Origin of the sequence: Streptomyces sp. NBC_01268 (assembly GCF_036240795.1) — a bacterium.
Taxonomy (GTDB): domain Bacteria; phylum Actinomycetota; class Actinomycetes; order Streptomycetales; family Streptomycetaceae; genus Streptomyces.
Map to the genome: position 1 here is coordinate 4363874 of NZ_CP108454.1, position 19438 is coordinate 4383311.

General features: G+C 67.6%; 13 protein-coding genes and 3 rRNA genes. 5 read left to right on the plus strand and 11 right to left on the minus strand.

What is annotated here, in order from left to right; translation table 11 throughout:
* Nucleotides 1-4 precede the first annotated feature (4 nt).
* Nucleotides 5-1282, minus strand: coding sequence for an MFS transporter (locus OG309_RS19470; protein WP_329428444.1), 1278 nt, complete (start codon nucleotides 1280-1282; stop codon nucleotides 5-7).
* 142 nt (nucleotides 1283-1424) lie between these two features.
* Between OG309_RS19470 and OG309_RS19475 the strand changes: the two genes are divergently transcribed.
* From OG309_RS19475 to rrf, 4 genes are all read left to right on the plus strand, one after another.
* On the plus strand, nucleotides 1425-1991 hold the full coding sequence (locus OG309_RS19475; protein ID WP_329422541.1) for a MarR family winged helix-turn-helix transcriptional regulator: 567 nt from the start codon (nucleotides 1425-1427) through the stop codon (nucleotides 1989-1991).
* Between the two features lie 635 nt (nucleotides 1992-2626).
* Nucleotides 2627-4152: ribosomal RNA gene (locus OG309_RS19480) — 16S ribosomal RNA — on the plus strand.
* 285 nt (nucleotides 4153-4437) lie between these two features.
* Nucleotides 4438-7556, plus strand: a 23S ribosomal RNA gene (locus OG309_RS19485).
* 82 nt (nucleotides 7557-7638) lie between these two features.
* Nucleotides 7639-7755, plus strand: a 5S ribosomal RNA gene (rrf, locus tag OG309_RS19490).
* The 16S, 23S and 5S rRNA genes sit together here, the layout of an rRNA operon.
* A 118-nt stretch (nucleotides 7756-7873) precedes the next feature.
* Here the strand turns inward: rrf and OG309_RS19495 are convergent.
* The 4 genes from OG309_RS19495 to OG309_RS19510 are packed head-to-tail and all read right to left on the minus strand — an operon-like array spanning nucleotide 7874 to nucleotide 11493.
* Nucleotides 7874-8545 carry a response regulator transcription factor gene (locus tag OG309_RS19495; protein ID WP_329422543.1) on the minus strand — a complete coding sequence of 224 codons (672 nt, stop codon included), beginning with the start codon at nucleotides 8543-8545 and terminating at the stop codon, nucleotides 7874-7876.
* Nucleotides 8542-9771 (minus strand): sensor histidine kinase, encoded by a 1230-nt coding sequence (locus OG309_RS19500; RefSeq protein WP_329422545.1) that lies wholly within the window; start codon nucleotides 9769-9771, stop codon nucleotides 8542-8544. Before OG309_RS19500 ends, OG309_RS19495 begins: the two co-directional genes overlap by 4 nt.
* A gap of 10 nt (nucleotides 9772-9781) precedes the next feature.
* Nucleotides 9782-10591, minus strand: a complete 810-nt coding sequence (locus tag OG309_RS19505; protein ID WP_329422546.1) for an ABC transporter permease — start codon at nucleotides 10589-10591, stop codon at nucleotides 9782-9784.
* Nucleotides 10588-11493, minus strand: a complete 906-nt coding sequence (locus OG309_RS19510; RefSeq protein WP_329422547.1) for an ATP-binding cassette domain-containing protein — start codon at nucleotides 11491-11493, stop codon at nucleotides 10588-10590. Before OG309_RS19510 ends, OG309_RS19505 begins: the two co-directional genes overlap by 4 nt.
* 149 nt (nucleotides 11494-11642) lie before the next feature.
* Here OG309_RS19510 and OG309_RS19515 point away from each other — a divergent pair, with 149 nt between their 5' ends.
* On the plus strand, nucleotides 11643-12200 hold the full coding sequence (locus tag OG309_RS19515) for a GNAT family N-acetyltransferase (protein ID WP_329422549.1): 558 nt from the start codon (nucleotides 11643-11645) through the stop codon (nucleotides 12198-12200).
* On the opposite strand, the gene OG309_RS19520 is transcribed toward OG309_RS19515, so the two are convergent.
* From OG309_RS19520 to OG309_RS19545, 6 genes are all read right to left on the minus strand, one after another.
* Nucleotides 12201-13715, minus strand: coding sequence for a type VI secretion protein (locus OG309_RS19520; protein WP_329422551.1), 1515 nt, complete (start codon nucleotides 13713-13715; stop codon nucleotides 12201-12203).
* A gap of 3 nt (nucleotides 13716-13718) precedes the next feature.
* Nucleotides 13719-15107 (minus strand): ATP-binding protein, encoded by a 1389-nt coding sequence (locus tag OG309_RS19525; protein WP_329422552.1) that lies wholly within the window; start codon nucleotides 15105-15107, stop codon nucleotides 13719-13721.
* A gap of 20 nt (nucleotides 15108-15127) precedes the next feature.
* Nucleotides 15128-16681: an SCO6880 family protein gene (locus tag OG309_RS19530; protein WP_329422553.1), complete on the minus strand. Its 1554-nt coding sequence runs from the start codon at nucleotides 16679-16681 to the stop codon at nucleotides 15128-15130.
* Complete coding sequence (locus OG309_RS19535) at nucleotides 16678-18015, minus strand: hypothetical protein (RefSeq protein ID WP_329422554.1); 1338 nt, start codon at nucleotides 18013-18015, stop codon at nucleotides 16678-16680. The genes OG309_RS19530 and OG309_RS19535 overlap by 4 nt, the downstream gene beginning before the upstream one ends.
* Nucleotides 18005-18802: a hypothetical protein gene (locus OG309_RS19540; RefSeq protein ID WP_329422555.1), complete on the minus strand. Its 798-nt coding sequence runs from the start codon at nucleotides 18800-18802 to the stop codon at nucleotides 18005-18007. The genes OG309_RS19535 and OG309_RS19540 overlap by 11 nt, the downstream gene beginning before the upstream one ends.
* Before the next feature lie 115 nt (nucleotides 18803-18917).
* Nucleotides 18918-19226: a hypothetical protein gene (locus OG309_RS19545; RefSeq protein WP_046908545.1), complete on the minus strand. Its 309-nt coding sequence runs from the start codon at nucleotides 19224-19226 to the stop codon at nucleotides 18918-18920.
* Nucleotides 19227-19438: the final 212 nt, after the last annotated feature.

Genomic DNA, 19438 nt, shown 5'->3' on the forward strand with positions numbered 1-19438 from the left:
AGGATCAGGCGGACGCGGTCTCCTTCGCGGGCCGGTGCTGAGCCACCACCCGCGAGGGCTTCGCCGCCAGCGACGGCTGGTTCTGCACGGGCGTGAGCTGCTTGCCGAGCCGGACCGCCAGGAACGTGATCCCGAGCGAGAACAGCACGAAGGTCACGATGTACGGCCCGTGCAGCGCGGCCCCCATGGGCCCGCCCACGGCCGGACCGACCGCCAGCGCGAGCTGCTTCACCAGGGCGAAGGCCGAGTTGTACGTACCGACCATCGACTCCGGCGCCAGATCGGCCACCAGCGGCGCCACGGTCGGCGACAGCATCGCCTCACCGAGCCCGAACAGGGCGTACGTGGAGACGAACGCCGCCGTCGCCATCGCCTGGCTGCCGTGGCCCAGGCCCGCGTACCCGGCGAACAGCCACGCCACGGTCCAGATCAGACCGACCGCCGCGATGACCCGGGTGCGCTTGCGGCGCTCGACGAACTTCAGCACCAGGAACTGGGCGGCCACGATGACGGCCGTGTTGGCGGCCAGCGCGATGCCCAGCGTCGACGGGGCGATCCCGGCGGCCTCGGTGCCGTACGCCGCGAGACCCGACTCGAACTGTCCGTAGCAGGCGAAGAAGAGCACGAAGCCCAGCACGCACAGCTGCACCATCGCCTTGTGCCCGAGCAGCGCCCGGACCCCGCCGCCCTTCTCGGCGGCCGGCCGCGCACCGGACAGCGCGGGCGAACCCGGCATCCGCACGGTCAGCACGATCGCGCCGAGGACCAGGAACATCACCGACTCGATCGAGAACAGCAGCAGGAAGCTGCCGGGCCGGCTCTCGTCCACCAGCTGGCCGCCGATCAGACCGCCGACGCCCAGACCCAGGTTCTGCAGGAAGAACTGCATGGCGAAGGAGCGCGTACGGGTCTCCGGCGTCGAGCACCAGACGATCATCGTCGCCAGCGCCGGCTGCATCACGGCCGTACCGGCACCGAGCAGCGCGGCGGCCCCCACGGCCGCCGGCACGGACGAGGCGAGGCCCATCCCGAGCGCGCCGAGCGCGGCGAGCACCGAGGCCACGAGCAGGACCGGCACCGGCCCGCGCCGGTCGATGGCGCGACCGCTGAAGGGGAGGACCACGAGGGCGGCCATGGCGAAGACGGCCAGCACGACACCCGCCGTGGCCGCGCCCAGATCCCGCACCTGAGCGACGTACACATAGAGGTACGGCACGGTGAAGCCGAGTCCGAACGCGCTCAGCGCGCTACCTGCCTGAATCCGGCGCATCGCAGCGCCCATCGCCTTGGTCACACTCACCCACTTCGGTCGCGGGTTCAGGTCTGTAGCTCTGAACCCTGAAGACTTCAACACTAAAATTAGATCCTTAACAATACACATAGAAGGACTTCAACGCCAACGAGCCGCGTGGGATACTCGCCGCATGTCCGACACCCCCGAGCAGTCCGGCCCGCGGCCACCGCAGGAGCCGACCCTCGACGAGCAGATCGCCGCCTACCAGCGCGAGTTCCGTGACCTCGACCCCCAGGTCGAGGTGGTGGTCTCCGCCCTGGGCCGGCTGAACCGGCGCATGAACGTGGCGTACGGCCGGCAGGTCGCCGACCTGGGCATCAGCAACGCGGAGTGGGAGGTCCTCAAGACCCTCGTCCTCTCCGGTGCCCCGTACCGCCTCGGTCCCGGCGAGCTCGCCAAGCGCCTCGGCCTCACCCCGGCCGCGATGACCCACCGCATCGACCGCATGGCGGGCGAGGGCCTGGTCACCCGCGACCGCGACGAGACCAACCGGGTGCGCGTGATCGTCGAGCTCACCGACGAGGGCCGCCAGAAGTGGCTGGAGGCGATGCGCATGGCGACGGACTTCGAGGAGGAACTCCTCCAGGACCTGTCGGCCGAGGAGCGCGGCGCCCTGGGGGAGATGCTGATCCGCCTGCTCCGGCGAGTGGAGCTGACCCAGCCGGACGCCGGCGGTCGGTTGACGGACCTCGACTGAAGGTTGACGTGCCTCCAGGAGACGCGTAGTGTTCTCCGAGTTGTCACGGAGCCGGAACGGTTCCACGGCAGCCATCCCGCCGCGAAAGCGGCAACCTCAACTCCGCACGGTCTCCCATCCGGGACGAATTTCGGCATGCCGAAATTCATTTCGAAAGACTCGATTACGAGTCGCCGGGAGAATCCGCTAGAGTTTGAGACGTCGGAACGGCCCAACAGCCGGAAAGACAAAACCCGCTGACTGGGAGTCAGGCCCGAAAGGATCTGATAGAGTCGGAACCGCCGGAAGGGCCCGGAGCGAAAGCGAAAGGGACCGGAAAGCACCGAGGAAATCGGATCGGAAAGATCTGATAGAGTCGGAAACGCAAGAACGAAGGAAGCGCCCGGAGGAAAGCCCGAGAGGGTCAGTACAAAGGAAGCGTCCGCACCTTGAGAACTCAACAGCGTGCCAAAAATCAACGCCAGATTAGTTGATACCCCGTCCATCTTCGGATGGTCGAGGTTCCTTTGAAAAAGTCCACCCCACGGGGTGGCACACAGCGAGGACGCTGTGAACAGTCGGCCACATTCCGGCATGACTGTTCCGCTCAACGCGAGTGTAACGCCGGCTGTATTAATTTACTGGCCGAGCAAACATTCACGGAGAGTTTGATCCTGGCTCAGGACGAACGCTGGCGGCGTGCTTAACACATGCAAGTCGAACGATGAAGCCCTTCGGGGTGGATTAGTGGCGAACGGGTGAGTAACACGTGGGCAATCTGCCCTTCACTCTGGGACAAGCCCTGGAAACGGGGTCTAATACCGGATAACACCGGCCTCTGCATGGAGGCGGGTTAAAAGCTCCGGCGGTGAAGGATGAGCCCGCGGCCTATCAGCTTGTTGGTGAGGTAACGGCTCACCAAGGCGACGACGGGTAGCCGGCCTGAGAGGGCGACCGGCCACACTGGGACTGAGACACGGCCCAGACTCCTACGGGAGGCAGCAGTGGGGAATATTGCACAATGGGCGAAAGCCTGATGCAGCGACGCCGCGTGAGGGATGACGGCCTTCGGGTTGTAAACCTCTTTCAGCAGGGAAGAAGCGAAAGTGACGGTACCTGCAGAAGAAGCGCCGGCTAACTACGTGCCAGCAGCCGCGGTAATACGTAGGGCGCAAGCGTTGTCCGGAATTATTGGGCGTAAAGAGCTCGTAGGCGGCGTGTCACGTCGGGTGTGAAAGCCCGGGGCTTAACCCCGGGTCTGCATCCGATACGGGCAGGCTAGAGTGTGGTAGGGGAGATCGGAATTCCTGGTGTAGCGGTGAAATGCGCAGATATCAGGAGGAACACCGGTGGCGAAGGCGGATCTCTGGGCCATTACTGACGCTGAGGAGCGAAAGCGTGGGGAGCGAACAGGATTAGATACCCTGGTAGTCCACGCCGTAAACGTTGGGAACTAGGTGTTGGCGACATTCCACGTCGTCGGTGCCGCAGCTAACGCATTAAGTTCCCCGCCTGGGGAGTACGGCCGCAAGGCTAAAACTCAAAGGAATTGACGGGGGCCCGCACAAGCAGCGGAGCATGTGGCTTAATTCGACGCAACGCGAAGAACCTTACCAAGGCTTGACATATACCGGAAAGCATTAGAGATAGTGCCCCCCTTGTGGTCGGTATACAGGTGGTGCATGGCTGTCGTCAGCTCGTGTCGTGAGATGTTGGGTTAAGTCCCGCAACGAGCGCAACCCTTGTCCTGTGTTGCCAGCATGCCCTTCGGGGTGATGGGGACTCACAGGAGACCGCCGGGGTCAACTCGGAGGAAGGTGGGGACGACGTCAAGTCATCATGCCCCTTATGTCTTGGGCTGCACACGTGCTACAATGGCCGGTACAAAGAGCTGCGATGCCGCGAGGCGGAGCGAATCTCAAAAAGCCGGTCTCAGTTCGGATTGGGGTCTGCAACTCGACCCCATGAAGTCGGAGTTGCTAGTAATCGCAGATCAGCATTGCTGCGGTGAATACGTTCCCGGGCCTTGTACACACCGCCCGTCACGTCACGAAAGTCGGTAACACCCGAAGCCGGTGGCCCAACCCCTTGTGGGAGGGAGCTGTCGAAGGTGGGACTGGCGATTGGGACGAAGTCGTAACAAGGTAGCCGTACCGGAAGGTGCGGCTGGATCACCTCCTTTCTAAGGAGCACAGTACCGATTGCAGACAAACGTTCTGCACGGTCAGCTCATGGGTGGAACGTTGATTAGTTGGCGTGAGTGACCTGATGGTCTTCCTAGTACTGCTTCGGCGTGGAACGGAATGATGCGGACGGGGCTCACGCTTGGCACGTTGTTGGGTATCTGAGGGTACGGCCGGTTGGTCGAACCTTCGCGATGCCGGCCCCAGTGAACTTGATTCTTTGGATCAGGGTGATGGGTGACTGGTCGTTGCTTGAGAACTACACAGTGGACGCGAGCATCTGTGGCCAAGTTTTTAAGGGCGCACGGTGGATGCCTTGGCACCAGGAACCGATGAAGGACGTGGGAGGCCACGATAGTCCCCGGGGAGCCGTCAACCAGGCTTTGATCCGGGGGTTTCCGAATGGGGAAACCCGGCAGTCGTCATGGGCTGTCACCCATGCCTGAACACATAGGGCATGTGGAGGGAACGAGGGGAAGTGAAACATCTCAGTACCCTCAGGAAGAGAAAACAACCGTGATTCCGGGAGTAGTGGCGAGCGAAACCGGATGAGGCCAAACCGTATGCGTGTGAGACCCGGCAGGGGTTGCGCATGCGGGGTTGTGGGATCTCTTTTTCACAGTCTGCCGGCTGTGAGACGAGTCAGAAACCGTATGGATAGGCGAAGGACATGCGAAAGGTCCGGCGTAGAGGGTAAGACCCCCGTAGCTGAAATTCATGCGGCTCGTTTAAGAGACACCCAAGTAGCACGGGGCCCGAGAAATCCCGTGTGAATCTGGCGGGACCACCCGCTAAGCCTAAATATTCCCTGGTGACCGATAGCGGATAGTACCGTGAGGGAATGGTGAAAAGTACCGCGGGAGCGGAGTGAAATAGTACCTGAAACCGTGTGCCTACAAGCCGTGGGAGCGTCGGACATAGCTTGCTATGTCTCGTGACTGCGTGCCTTTTGAAGAATGAGCCTGCGAGTTTGCGGTGTGTTGCGAGGTTAACCCGTGTGGGGAAGCCGTAGCGAAAGCGAGTCCGAATAGGGCGATTCAGTAGCACGCTCAAGACCCGAAGCGGAGTGATCTAGCCATGGGCAGGTTGAAGCGGAGGTAAGACTTCGTGGAGGACCGAACCCACCAGGGTTGAAAACCTGGGGGATGACCTGTGGTTAGGGGTGAAAGGCCAATCAAACTCCGTGATAGCTGGTTCTCCCCGAAATGCATTTAGGTGCAGCGTCGTGTGTTTCTTGCCGGAGGTAGAGCACTGGATAGGCGATGGGCCCTACCGGGTTACTGACCTTAGCCAAACTCCGAATGCCGGTAAGTGAGAGCACGGCAGTGAGACTGTGGGGGATAAGCTCCATGGTCGAGAGGGAAACAGCCCAGAGCATCGACTAAGGCCCCTAAGCGTACGCTAAGTGGGAAAGGATGTGGAGTCGCAGAGACAACCAGGAGGTTGGCTTAGAAGCAGCCACCCTTGAAAGAGTGCGTAATAGCTCACTGGTCAAGTGATTCCGCGCCGACAATGTAGCGGGGCTCAAGCGTACCGCCGAAGTCGTGTCATTGCAGCAATAAGCCCCAACGGGTGCTGTGATGGGTAGGGGAGCGTCGTGTGCCGGGTGAAGCAGCCGCGGAAGCGAGTTGTGGACGGTTCACGAGTGAGAATGCAGGCATGAGTAGCGATACACACGTGAGAAACGTGTGCGCCGATTGACTAAGGGTTCCTGGGTCAAGCTGATCTGCCCAGGGTAAGTCGGGACCTAAGGCGAGGCCGACAGGCGTAGTCGATGGACAACCGGTTGATATTCCGGTACCCGCTTTGAAACGCCCAATATCGAGCCCATTAATGCTAAGGCCGTGAAGCCGCCCTGGAGCCTTCGGGCAAAGGGGAGTGGTGGAGCCGCTGACCCAAGGTGGTAGTAGGTAAGCGATGGGGTGACGCAGGAAGGTAGTCCAGCCCGGGCGGTGGTAGTCCCGGGGTAAGGGTGTAGGCCGTGTGGTAGGCAAATCCGTCACACATTAAGGCTGAGACCTGATGCCGAGCCGATTGTGGTGAAGTGGATGATCCTATGCTGTCGAGAAAAGCCTCTAGCGAGTTTCATGGCGGCCCGTACCCTAAACCGACTCAGGTGGTCAGGTAGAGAATACCGAGGCGTTCGGGTGAACTATGGTTAAGGAACTCGGCAAAATGCCCCCGTAACTTCGGGAGAAGGGGGCCACGTCTGGTGATCGGATTTACTCCGTGAGCTGGGGGTGGCCGCAGAGACCAGCGAGAAGCGACTGTTTACTAAAAACACAGGTCCGTGCGAAGCCGTAAGGCGATGTATACGGACTGACGCCTGCCCGGTGCTGGAACGTTAAGGGGACCGGTTAGCTCTGTTTCGACAGGGCGAAGCTGAGAACTTAAGCGCCAGTAAACGGCGGTGGTAACTATAACCATCCTAAGGTAGCGAAATTCCTTGTCGGGTAAGTTCCGACCTGCACGAATGGCGTAACGACTTCTCGACTGTCTCAACCATAGGCCCGGTGAAATTGCACTACGAGTAAAGATGCTCGTTTCGCGCAGCAGGACGGAAAGACCCCGGGACCTTTACTACAGTTTGATATTGGTGTTCGGTTCGGCTTGTGTAGGATAGGTGGGAGACTTTGAAGCCGTGACGCCAGTCATGGTGGAGTCGCCGTTGAAATACCACTCTGGTCGTGCTGGATGTCTAACCTCGGTCCGTGATCCGGATCAGGGACAGTGTCTGATGGGTAGTTTAACTGGGGCGGTTGCCTCCCAAAGGGTAACGGAGGCGCCCAAAGGTTCCCTCAGCCTGGTTGGCAATCAGGTGTTGAGTGTAAGTGCACAAGGGAGCTTGACTGTGAGACCGACGGGTCGAGCAGGGACGAAAGTCGGGACTAGTGATCCGGCGGTGGCTTGTGGAAGCGCCGTCGCTCAACGGATAAAAGGTACCCCGGGGATAACAGGCTGATCTTCCCCAAGAGTCCATATCGACGGGATGGTTTGGCACCTCGATGTCGGCTCGTCGCATCCTGGGGCTGGAGTCGGTCCCAAGGGTTGGGCTGTTCGCCCATTAAAGCGGTACGCGAGCTGGGTTTAGAACGTCGTGAGACAGTTCGGTCCCTATCCGCTGTGCGCGTAGGAATATTGAGAAGGGCTGTCCCTAGTACGAGAGGACCGGGACGGACGAACCTCTGGTGTGCCAGTTGTCCTGCCAAGGGCATGGCTGGTTGGCTACGTTCGGGAGGGATAACCGCTGAAAGCATCTAAGCGGGAAGCCTGCTTCGAGATGAGTATTCCCACCTCCTTGAGAGGGTAAGGCTCCCAGTAGACGACTGGGTTGATAGGCCGGATGTGGAAGCCCAGTAATGGGTGGAGCTGACCGGTACTAATAGGCCGAGGGCTTGTCCTCAGTTGCTCGCGTCCACTGTGTTAGTTCTGAAGTAACGAACTCGCCCCCTGAGGGGTGCGGCTTGAGTTCAACTTCATAGTGTTTCGGTGGTCATAGCGTTAGGGAAACGCCCGGTTACATTCCGAACCCGGAAGCTAAGCCTTTCAGCGCCGATGGTACTGCAGGGGGGACCCTGTGGGAGAGTAGGACGCCGCCGAACAATCATTGTGGGAAAGCCCCGCACCATTCATGGTGCGGGGCTTTTCTGCGTTTACGGTCGGTTTCTGTGCGGTCGGGCGACGCCGTCGGGTGACGCGGTCGGTCGTGGTGGTGGTCTGTCAGGCCGGCTTCACCAGGCCCGTGTCGTAGGCCAGGATGACCGCCTGGACGCGGTCCCGGGAGTTCGTCTTCGACAGGATCCGCGTCACGTGGGTCTTCACCGTGGACTCGGAGAGGTGCAGACGGGTGGCGATCTCCGTGTTCGTCCAGCCCTGGCCGACGACCGTGAGGATCTCGCGCTCCCGGGTGGTCAGCGGTGCCAGGCGCGGGTCCTGCCCGGGCTGCGGAGGTGTCGCGGCCGACGGGGGCAGGTGGTGGAGGTACGCGTCCAGGAGCCGGCGGGTCAGGGACGGCGCCACCACCGCGTCGCCGCTCGCCACCGCGCGTACACCCGCGAGGAGTTCCTCGGGCTGCGCGTCCTTCACCAGGAAGCCGCTCGCCCCCGCGCGCAGGCCGTCGTACGCGTACGCGTCCTGGTCGAAGGTGGTGACGATCAGGACGCGGGTACGGGCGCCGGTCGCGACGATGCGGCGGGTCGCCTCGATGCCGTCGAGGCCGGGCATGCGGACGTCCATCAGGACCACGTCCGGGCGGTGCCGGTCGGCGAGGCGGACGGCCTCGGTGCCGTTCGTGGCCTCGCCGACCACGGTCATGTCGTCCTGGCTCTCCAGGAGCATGCGGAAGCCGAAGCGTTGCATCGCCTGGTCGTCCGCGATGAGAACGGTCGTCACGACGGGGAGCCCTCCCGGGGGATGCGGAGCCGAACACGCCAGCCGCCGCCGGTCGGTGGCGGGCCGCATTCGAGTGTGCCGTCGTAGAGGGCCGCGCGCTCGCGCATTCCGGTGAGGCCTCGGCCGGTCGTGCCGGTGTTCGGGTTCGGGCTTGGGCTTGGGCTTGGGCTTGGGGTTGGGGTTGGGGTTGGGACTCTTCCTTTTTCTGTTCCTGTGTCCGTCACCGTCGCCACCAGGGCGTCCGGGGCGTACGTCAGCTCCACCGTCGCCTCCGCCCCCTCGCCCGCGTGCTTGAGCGTGTTCGTCAGGGCCTCCTGCACCACGCGATAGACCGTCAGCTGGGCGCCGGGTGAGAGCGAGCGGGGCGCCGGGGGCAGGTCGGCGACGACCGGGAGGCCCGCTTCGCGTACGCCCGCGATCAGGGGCTCCAGGTCGGCCAGTGTCGGCTGGGGGTCCCGTACCGGCTCGGGCGTCCCGTCCTCGCGCAGGACGCCCAGGAGGCGGCGGAGGTCGGCCAGGGCCTCGCGGCTCGTCGTGCCGATGGCGTCGAGGGCCTGCGCGGCCCGGTCCGGGCGCTTCGCCGCCGCGTACCGGCCGCCGTCCGCCAGGCCCGTGATCACCGTCAGGCTGTGGCCGATGATGTCGTGCATCTCCCGCGCGATCCGGGCCCGTTCGGTCGCCGCCGCGAGACGGACCTCCCGGTCGCGCGCGTCCCTGCGGGAGCGGACCGTGAGGCCGAGCAGGGCGACGAGCGCGTATGCCAGGAGGGTGGGGACGACGTGCTGGTCCCAGGAGCCGCCTCCGGCGAAGCGGAGCGCGCCCACGACCAGTGGGGGGACGAGGAGGGCGGCCGACCAGAGCAGGGTGCGCGCCGGGCGGGTGAGCGCGATCAGGAACAGGGGGATCGCCTGGAGGTAGGCGACCTGGAGGAACGCTCCCGAGGCCTGGCCGACCAGGGCCGCGCATGCCAGCACGGTGAGGACGGCGGCGGGGTGTCGGCGGCGCCAGAACAGCGGGAGCGTCGAGACCAGGGTCAGGCCGGCCACCAGCCCGGCCGGGAGGGTCGGGTCGGCGGCGGTGTTCCGCCAGCCGCCCGACGCGTCGACGAGCGCCGCGCCGGTCCAGAACAGGGTCAGGAGCGTGTCCCACACCCGGGGCCGGGCCGCGTCGAAGGCCCTTACCCAGGACGTCGACCGCTGCAGGGCGCCGCTCAGGTCCGTGGTCATCCGGACATCCTCATACGTCCCGGCGCCGGAGCGACAGCGCCGGGACCGCGAGTGCCGCGCCCGCCCAGAGCAGCAGGGCGAGCAGGGCCGCTCCGGGCGTCGCCGCGCCGGGCAGCGCGGTGGCCGTGCCGAGGGCGCCGGCCGCCTGGGTGGGGAAGTAGCGGACGGCCGTCTCGACCCACCCGTACGGGAGCATCCCGAGGACCTCCGGCACGACCATCACTCCGCCGATGAACGCGCCCAGCGCGCCCGGCACCGAGCGGAGCGCGGCGCCCAGGCCGAGTGCGACGACGCCCAGCAGGGTGACGCCCGCGGCGTTGCCCGCGAGGGCGGCGAGGACGCCGGCGTCGGTGAGGGAGGCGGCCTGGTCGGTGTCGTCGAGGAAGACCTGGGCCACCTCGAAGGTCAGCAGCGCGGTCGCGAGGGAGATCGTGAAGACGGTCGCGGTGAAGACCGCCGCCTTCGCCCACAGCACGGGCAGGCGGCCCGGGACCGCGGTGAGCGTCGCCCGGACCAGGCCGGTCGCGTACTCGCCCGCCGTGAGCAGGATGCCCAGGACGGCGAGGGCGATCGCGCCGAGCTGGGAGCCGTACAGGGTGAGGAGCACGGTGTCGACGTCGGAGTCGCCGCCGTCGGAGGTGTACGTGGCGCCCATCAGGATGCCGACGCCGAGGACCAGGGCGACGGCGGTGAGGAGGGTCGCCCAGGTCGAGCGGACCGTCCACAGCTTGTGCCATTCGGCGTGGAGTACGCGGGGGTGGGTGATGCGGGGGTTGGTGGTGGGGGTGTGGGCGGTGGGGGTGGGAGGTGCCGGGGTCATGCCGCTGCTCCCTCGTACTCGACGGAGTCCTGGGTCAGGTCCATGAACGCCTGCTCCAGCGAGGCGGTCTGCGGGGTGAGTTCGTACAGCGGTACGCCGTGCGTCGCGGCCGCCCGGCCGATCTCGGGGGCGTCGAGGCCCGCCACGTGGAGCGTGTCGGGGGCGTCGGCGGTGACGCGGGCCGCGCCGGGGAGCAGGCCGCGCAGGCGGTCCGCTTCGGGCGTGACGACCTTGACGGTGGTGCCGCCGGCCTGTCGGACCAGTTCGGCGACGGTCGTGTCGGCGAGGAGCCTGCCCTTGCCGATGACGATGAGGTGGTCCGCGGTCAGGGCCATCTCGCTCATCAGGTGCGAGGAGACGAGGACCGTACGGCCCTCGGCGGCCAGGGACGTGAGGAGGGTGCGGATCCAGCGCACGCCCTCCGGGTCCAAGCCGTTGACCGGCTCGTCGAGGATGACGGCGGCCGGGTCGCCGAGCAGGGCGGCGGCGATGCCGAGGCGCTGGCCCATGCCCAGCGAGAAGCCCTTCACCCGGCGGTCGGCGACCTCGGTGAGGCCGGTGAGGGCCAGGACGCGGGTGACGCGGGAGCGCGGGATGCCGTGGGTGAGGGCGAGGGCCGTGAGGTGGTGGCGGGCCGAGCGGCCCGGGTGCAGGGAGCGGGCTTCGAGCAGGGCACCGGCCTGGGTGAGCGGGGCGGGGTGCGCGGCGTAGGGGCGGCCCGCGATCGTGGCGCGGCCGTGGGTGGGGGCGTCGAGGCCGAGGAGCATGCGGAGCGTGGTCGACTTTCCGGCGCCGTTGGGGCCGAGGAAGCCGGTGACGGAGCCCGGGCGGACCGTGAACGAGAGGTCCTGGACCACTGTTCTCGCGCCGTAGCGCTTGGTGAGGTTCTCTGCGCGGATCATGGGTTCGACGGTAGGCAGCGGGGTGTGGTGGGGCGTCGGACCGTGGGTGGGAGGGCGGTGGGGTCTGTCGTACCCGGGTACGACGTGCGGTGGGGTGCGTGTACAAAAGGCCTTGTCAGAGGGTGTTCCGGGTCGTCAGGATCTCCAGCATGGACTTTTTGATTCGTGAGATCCGTGGCGACGAGTGGGAGCGGACGAGAGAGATCCGGCTCGCCGCCCTCCAGGACCCGGCGGCCGCCATCGCCTTCCTCGACACCTATGAGGCGGCCGTCGAGCGGCCGGACTCCTTCTGGCAGGAGCGTGCGGAGGGCGCTTCGGACAGCGGGGCCGGCTCGGTGCGCCAGTTCGTGGCCGAGGCGCCGGACGGGCACTGGCTCGGCACGGTGACCGTGCTCGTGGAACGGCCCTCGGACGAGGTGCGGTTCGGCGAGGCCGCGCTCGTCGACCAGACGCACATCGTGGGCGTGTACGTGCGGCCCGAGGCGCGGGGGGCCGGTGTCATCGACGCGCTGTTCCGGGCGGCCGTGGAGTGGTCCTGGACGCTGCCCGAGCCGACGGTCGAACGCGTACGGCTGTACGTCCACGAGGAGAACGCGCGGGCCGCGGCCTTCTACCGGCGCTTCGGTTTCGCCCCGACGGGCGGGAAGGTGTCGATGCCGGGGGACGACGGCGCGCACGAGCTGGAGTACGCGTTCCCGCGTCCCTAGTCAGGCGGTCGGGAGGGGTTCGGGCCAGCGGGCCCGGGCCTGTTCCCGTGAGCGCATCAGGGCGAGCGTCGGGAGGCCCTGCGCGGCTCCGTCGGCGAGGAGTCCGGGGAGCGCCGGGAGCGGGGCCACGGCGGCGATGTCGTCGAGGACGAGGCTCATTGGTGGGTCGAGCCGACCGTCGGATGACCGTGCGGCCATGCGGCGGCCGTGCTCGACCACGCTTGCGACGAGCGCGGTGAGCAAGGGCATCGCGCCCGGGTGGGTGCGCGGGTCCTCGATCGGTTCACCCACCACGTAGAGGGTGCCCTGTTCGGCGACGAAAGATGCGAGCGTCAGGGAGTCCGTTCGATTCGGTGTGCAGGCCTCTCTGATGTGGATCGAGGAGAGGGCCGAGAGGGTACGGGCCGTCAGTTCCTGCGCGGCCTGGCGGCGTTCGGGGTGGGCGGTGAGGGCCGATTCCAGGAGGCCGGCCTGGCCGGACGTCGCCTTGGGGTGGGTGCGGAGGATCCGGACCGGGTCGTGGGCGTCGGCGCCCTGGGCCCAGCGGTGCACCTGCTTGAACGGGCGGCCGTCGATGGCGGCGGCGTGCAGCCAGCAGCGCAGGAGCGTTTCCGCGGTGTCGGCGAGGGCCGTGTCCAGGCGGGACTGGGGGCGTACGGGGGCGAGCAGGGCGGTGGCCCGTTCCTGGGCCACGGCCGGGTCCTCGCAGCCCTCGGCCGGGTTCCAGTGGAGGCGGGCCGGGGTGTCGCAGAGGTGGCCGGGGTCGTAGACGAGGACGGGGCCCAGCTTGCCCCGGGCGTCCTTGGTCTCCGCCCAGAGGGTGGGGTCGGAGGTGACGACGAGGACGGCGCCCTCCGCGTCGCGTACGGCTTGGGCGGCGGTGGGGCGGCGGGTGGGGGCGGGGGCGTAGACGAGGCGGGGGGTGTCGGTGCGGGGTTGTGGGACCGCGTCCGGCTGCGGGGTCGCGGACGGCTGCGGGGCCGCGTCAGGCCGTGCGGCCACGGGGTCCGGGGCCTGGGCGGGGCAGGGAAGTGTCCGGACTGCGACCTCCACTTCACTGCGCTCGTTCCGGGCGCCGCCACGTCCGGACGCTTCCCTCCCCCGCTCCGGCCCCGGACCCCTCCCCGCCGTCTGCGTCTTCGCGTATCCGCCCGCCCTGCGGTTCGAGCGGACCGCCTTCCAGCGGGCCAGGGTGCCGAGGGCGAAGACGGTGAGGACGGCCAGGATCATGGCCTGGCCGATCGCCAGGCCCCAGAACAGGCCGTAGCCCGGGAGGGCCGTGGGCGGGGTGTCCGGCCAGGCGGCGGGGAGGTCGGTGGGGGCCGTCATCAGGGAGCGGAGGGCCTGGGGGGTGCGGGCGAAGGTGACGCCCGCGGGCCAGCTGCCGTGGGTGAACAGGGCCGAGAGGCCCGTGGCCGTCCAGATGAGGACGGCCAGGCCGAGGAGGAGGGCCAGGAGGCCCACCACCAGGCCGTCGGGGATGCCGCCGCCGGCCTGGTGTCGTTCCTTCTGCATGCCTTAGGCCACCGTCGACTGCGGGTCGTTCATCTGCTGCTCGATGAGGATCGCGCGCTGCTCGGTCTCCCATTCGAGTTCCGGGTCGCTGGACGACTCGGTCATCGCGCGGTCGGTGTAGACGAGGGGGCGTTCTCGTTCGGTGATGAGGTGTTTGACCACCTGGACGTTGCCGTTGACGTCCCAGACCGCGATGCCGGGGGTGAGGGTCGGGATGATCTCCACCGCCCAGCGGGGCAGGCCCAGGACGCGGCCGGTGTTGCGGGCCTCGTCGGCTTTCTGGGCGTAGATGGTGCGCGTGGAGGCCATCTTGAGGATGGCTGCCGCTTCCTTGGCGGCCGCGCCGTCGACGACGTCGGAGAGGTGGTGGACGACCGCCACGAAGGACAGGCCGAGGCGGCGGCCGAACTTCAGGAGGCGCTGGAACAGCTGGGCCACGAAGGGGCTGTTGATGATGTGCCAGGCCTCCTCGACGAGGAAGATGCGCTTCTTCCGGTCGGGGCGGATCCAGGTGTGCTCCAGCCACACTCCGACGATCGCCATGAGGATGGGCATGGCGATGGAGTTGCGGTCGATGTGGGACAGGTCGAAGACGATGAGGGGGGCGTCCAGGTCGATGCCGACCGTCGTGGGGCCGTCGAACATGCCGCGCAGGTCGCCGTCGACCAGGCGGTCGAGGACGAGGGCGACGTCCAGGCCCCAGGCCCGTACGTCGTCTATGTCGACGTTCATCGCCTCGGCGGACTCCGCCTCGGGGTGGCGCAGCTGCTCGACGATGTCCGTGAGGATCGGCTGGCGGTCGCTGATGTGCTCGTTGACGTAGGCGTGGGCCACCTTGAGCGCGAAGCCGCTGCGCTCGTCGAGGCCGTGGCCCATCGCCACCTCGATGATGGTGCGCAGGAGGGCGAGCTGGCCCGTGGTGGTGATCGAGGGGTCGAGGGGGTTGAGGCGGATCCCGTCGTCGTTGGCGACCATCGGGTCCAGGCGGATGGGAGTTATCCCCAGCTCCTGGGCGATGAGGTTCCATTCGCCGACGCCGTCCTCGCCCTGGGCGTCGAGGACGACGACCTGCCGGTCGCGGAAGCGGAGCTGGCGCAGGACGTAGGTCTTCTCGAGGGCCGACTTGCCGTTTCCGGATTCGCCCAGGACCAGCCAGTGGGGGGCCGGGAGCTGCTGGCCGTACAGCTGGAAGGGGTCGTAGATGTACCCCTTGCCGCTGTAGACCTCGCGGCCGATGATCACGCCTGAGTCGCCGAGGCCGGGGGCCGCGGTCGGCAGGTAGACGGCCTGGGCCTGGCCCGTGGAGGTGCGTACGGGCAGGCGGGTCGTCTCGACCTTGCCGAAGAGGAAGGAGGTGAAGGCTTCGGTGAGGACGGACAGCGGATCTCGCATCGGTCTGTGCCCCTTCGGCCCTAGCGGCGGATGCCGGTCGCGAACGGCAAGGTGTTCACAAAGGCCCGGTGGTGCTCGCGGTCGCACCATTCCAGCTTCAGGTACGACTTGCCGGCGGAGGCCCTGATCGTGCGCTTGTCCCGGGCCAGGGCCTCGGGAGAGCGCGACGATACGGTGATGTACCCGACGAGGTTGACGCCTGCCGCACCACTGGCGAGATCTTCACCCCGCTGGTCGAGCCGGCCGTGGGCGGCGATGTCCCGGGGGTCGACGGTGCGGTTCATCTTGGCCTGCCGGGAGGCCTCCGCCTCGTCGTTGGTCTTCTCCGTGAGCATGCGCTCGATGGCGACCTCGGTGGGCTCCAGGTCCATGGTGACGGCGACCGTGCGGATGACGTCGGGTGTGTGGACCAGGAGCGGGGCGAGGAAGTTGACGCCGACGGGGGTCATCGGCCACTCCTTGACCCAGGCGGTGGCGTGGCACCAGGGGGCGCGGGTGGTGGACTCGCGGGTCTTGGCCTGGAGGTAGGTGGCCTCCATCGCGTCCAGCTCGGCCGGCCAGGCGTTTCGCTTCGTCATGGCCTGGATGTGGTCGATCGGGTGGTCCGGGTCGTACATGGAGTGCACGAGGGACGCGAGCCGGGACTGGCCGAGGGGCTGGCGGACGCGGATGTCGGCTTCGGCGAGGCGGGCGCAGATGTCGGTGAGCTCGCGGGCCATGACGACGGCGAGGCCGGCGTCGCGGTCCAGCTTGCGGGCGCCGGAGGCGTGCCGGGCGGCGCGGGCCATGGCGTTGGCCTCGGCGGCGAGTTCGCGGGTGTAGTGCATGCAGGCCACGAGGTAGGCGCGGTGCTGTTCGCTGGAGGTGGAGACCATCGACTGGAGCTGCTCGTACGACTCCTGGAGCCAGCCGGGGGCGTGGTGGTCGCCGCGCTGGGCGACGTCCTTGGCGTGGGCGTCGGGGTCGGCCGGGAGGGTGCGGGCGAGCATCTGGAGGCGGGTGACGAAGCCGTCCCCGTTGGCGACGTGCTTGAGCAGGGTGCCGAAGCGGTCGACGAGGGCTTCCTGGTCCTCCGAGTCGCGCAGGCCCACGCCGGGGCCCTCGATCTCGATGGCGGCGGTGACGGTGCGCCGGTCGGCGTGCAGCAGGACGGCGATCTCGTCCGGGCCGAAGGGGGCGGCGAGCCAGCCGATGCGGCCGATGCCGGGGGGCGGCCCGATCTCGACCTCGCGGCCGTCCATGCGGGTGCCGGCCTCGATGGTGCCGGAGCGGTAGGCGGTGCCGCGCTTGAGCATGCGCTTGTAGCTGCGGTTGATCTCGAACCACTTGTAGAAGGTGCGGTGCTTGTACGGGACGTAGACCGCGGCCAGCGCGAGCATCGGGAAGCCCGTGAGGAGGGCGATCCGCAGGGACAGGACGGGGACGATCAGTCCGCTCATCATGCCGAGGAAGGCACCGGCGATGATCAGCGCGATCTCGCCGGTCTCGCGGTTCTTGCCGACGATCGCGTTCGGCCGGGCGCGGCCGATGAGATACGTGCGGCGGGGCGAGACCGGCTGGGACTGGGTCGTCAACGCCCTCCACCTCCTGAGTTCTTGCTGTTGCTGCTACGGCTGGTGTGCGGGGTGCCCGCGGTGGGGCTGCCGCTCCGGGGCGGGGGCGGCGGCGTGGCGGAGCCGCCCGAGGAGCTGCCGCGGCTGCTGTGGGCGGCGACGCCGCCGGAGAGCGGGTTGGCGGGGCGGGGGGCACCGCCCTGGCCGCCGCCGGCGTCGCGGGTGCTGTGGGTCTTGATGCCCTGGGAGACGAGGGAGGCCGGGGAGGAGATGACGGCGGCCGCCGCGTTCTCGCCGGCGCGGTGGAGGCGGTTGTTGCGGGAGGCGACGATCTCGTCGCCGAAGCCGGGGACGAAGCGGTAGATCATGGCCGAGGCGAAGATCGCCAGCAGGATGATCGCGAGGCCGGACACGACGGCCGAGAAGGCGTTCGGGCCGGTGCCGGAGGACAGGGCGCCGGCGAGTCCGAGGACGATGACGATGACCGGCTTGACCAGGATCACCGCGATCATGATTCCGGCCCAGCGGCGGACGTGGCCCCACATGTTCTTGTCGACGAGCCCCGCGTAGACGACGACACCGAGCAGGGCGCCGACGTAGAGCAGCACGGCGCGCAGGACGAGTTCGAGGTAGAGCACGCCGGCGGCGAGGACGGTCACCAGGGAGACGATGATCAGCATGATCGGGCCGCCGCCGATGCTGTCGCCCTTCTCCAGGGCCTGTTTGAAGCTGCCGAAGAAGACGTCGGTCTGCTGGCCGGTGCCGGAGGCGATGACCTCGGTGACGGCGTCGGTGGCGTTGACGACCGTGTAGAGGATGAGCGGGGTGAAGGCGGACGCCAGGACGGTCAGCCAGAGGAACCCGATGGCCTCGGAGAGCGCCGTGGTCAGCGGCACGCCGCGGATGGCGCGCTTGGCGACGGCGAGCAGCCAGAGGAGCAGGGTGAGGAAGGTGGCGGCGGCGAAGACGATGGCGTAGCGGCCGAGGAACTGCATGTTGGTGAAGTCGACTTCGGCGGTCTGCTTGACGGCGGCTGAGAGGGTGTCGACGACCCAGGCGGCGGCGCTGGCGCAGCCGCGTGCGAGGGAGCTCAGGGGGTCGAGCGCGGAGGTGGGGTCGGTGACCGAGGGGGAGCCGGTGCCGCCCGGGGTCTGGCCCTTCTCGCACAGCTCGCGGGCCTGGCCCACGATGAGCCCGCACGGATTGTTGCTGGCCCCCGGTGAAGGCGTCCCGGTCGGTGTGGGCGTCGGGGTGGGGGCCGCGTACGCGCGGGAGGCGAGGAGGACGAGGGTGGCGGGGACGGTGGCCGCGGCCGCGCCCAGGGCGCGGAGCGGGAAGCGTCGGCTAGCGGGCATAGGTGAAGCCTCCGTAACCCTCGACGGCCTTGGCGATGTCGTCCGCGAGCGAGGCGCGGTTGTCGCCGTTGACGGGCGTGGGGCCCTCGGCCTGCTCCGAGCCGGTGATCTTCCAGTCGTCGCCGACCCAGCGGAGCTTCTCGGTGAGGGTGAACCACGTCGATGTGACCGGCTTGGTGGAGCCCTCGCCGGCGAGTCCCACGAGCCCGGTGGACCAGACCTCGACGGTGGCGGTGTCGCCGGTGAAGTCCTTGACCTTCGTGCCGACCGGGATGGTGCGGGAGACGAACGTCAGCCCGCTGGGGGCGGAGCCGTTGGCGTCGAGGCCGATCTCGGCCAGGAACGCGGTGGAGTACGAGGTGTCGAGGTTGCGCACCAGGGCGTCGGCGACCGCCGGGTCGTGGGTGGCCCGGACGATGCTCTCGCGGGGGCCGCGCTGGAACATGTCCACCGATCCGAGGGCGACCGCGTAGTTGGCCGCCGCGCTCTGCGCGCCCTGCTCGTCGCGTGCGAAGCCCCCGGGGATGTCCCCGTTGCGTCCGGTCACCGGGCGGACGCCGGTGGCCGCGGTGGGGGCGCCGGAGCGGGCGGGAGCTTCGGGGGAGCCGGACTTGGTGTCCGCCGGGCTGCCGTCGCCGCGGTTGGCGAGGGCGATGGCGGCGATCAGGAGGACCACGACGCCGACGACCGCGATGAGCGAGCGGGAGCTGCGGGCGGGCGGGCGGGGGGCGCCGGTCTCGGGGAGGCGGGTGCGGGTCTGGCCGTCGTGCTCGTCGCCGAGGCTCATGCGGGGGACACCCCTTCAGCCGTTCGCGGGTACGACAAAGGCCGTGCTGGCTGCCGCTCGGGCGCGGCGTGGTGACTGGACATCAGGGAACGCGACCTCGGTGGTGAGAAACGGGTTAGACGGCCATCCCGTACACGATGGTGAAGAGCGTCCCCAGAGACCCGATGATGAAGACGCCGGTCAGACCGGCCACGATCAGGCCCTTGCCCTGCTCCGCGCTGAAGGTGTCGCGCAGCGCGGTCGCGCCGATGCGCTGCTTGGCGGCTCCCCAGATGGCGATGCCGAGGCAGAGCAGGATGGCCACGGCCATCACGACCTCGATCATCACCTTGGCCTCGGCTCCCAGGCTCCCGAAAGGCCCCCAGTTCGGGGCGATTCCACCGATGATGGTGGTGATGTCGCCCTTCTCGGCCGCCAGGTACATGTAACTCACCGCCCCTGTTGGGTAGTTCGTCGCCCGTGCCGGACGGCATGGGTCGTCGACCTATCTTCGCTGATGAAACCGCTCGCGTGTGACGGCTTGACGGCTCTCTTTACCCGATCACCGCACACTTGACCGATCTGACCGTCTTGACCTGCGACGGTGCGGCCGGTTTGTATGCGAAGACGCGTATGGTCACTCTGTGTATCACGGAG

What these genes read in the sequence shown, in the direction of transcription:
- OG309_RS19470 (WP_329428444.1), bottom strand. Translation starts at nt 1,282, where the DNA reads ATGGGCGCTGCGATGCGCCGGATTCAGGCAGGTAGCGCGCTGAGCGCG.
- OG309_RS19475 (WP_329422541.1), top strand. Translation starts at nt 1,425, where the DNA reads ATGTCCGACACCCCCGAGCAGTCCGGCCCGCGGCCACCGCAGGAGCCG.
- OG309_RS19500 (WP_329422545.1), bottom strand. Translation starts at nt 9,771, where the DNA reads ATGACCACGGACCTGAGCGGCGCCCTGCAGCGGTCGACGTCCTGGGTA.
- OG309_RS19505 (WP_329422546.1), bottom strand. Translation starts at nt 10,591, where the DNA reads ATGACCCCGGCACCTCCCACCCCCACCGCCCACACCCCCACCACCAAC.
- OG309_RS19510 (WP_329422547.1), bottom strand. Translation starts at nt 11,493, where the DNA reads ATGATCCGCGCAGAGAACCTCACCAAGCGCTACGGCGCGAGAACAGTG.
- OG309_RS19515 (WP_329422549.1), top strand. Translation starts at nt 11,643, where the DNA reads ATGGACTTTTTGATTCGTGAGATCCGTGGCGACGAGTGGGAGCGGACG.
- OG309_RS19520 (WP_329422551.1), bottom strand. Translation starts at nt 13,715, where the DNA reads ATGCAGAAGGAACGACACCAGGCCGGCGGCGGCATCCCCGACGGCCTG.
- OG309_RS19525 (WP_329422552.1), bottom strand. Translation starts at nt 15,107, where the DNA reads ATGCGAGATCCGCTGTCCGTCCTCACCGAAGCCTTCACCTCCTTCCTC.
- OG309_RS19535 (WP_329422554.1), bottom strand. Translation starts at nt 18,015, where the DNA reads ATGCCCGCTAGCCGACGCTTCCCGCTCCGCGCCCTGGGCGCGGCCGCG.
- OG309_RS19540 (WP_329422555.1), bottom strand. Translation starts at nt 18,802, where the DNA reads ATGAGCCTCGGCGACGAGCACGACGGCCAGACCCGCACCCGCCTCCCC.
- OG309_RS19545 (WP_046908545.1), bottom strand. Translation starts at nt 19,226, where the DNA reads ATGTACCTGGCGGCCGAGAAGGGCGACATCACCACCATCATCGGTGGA.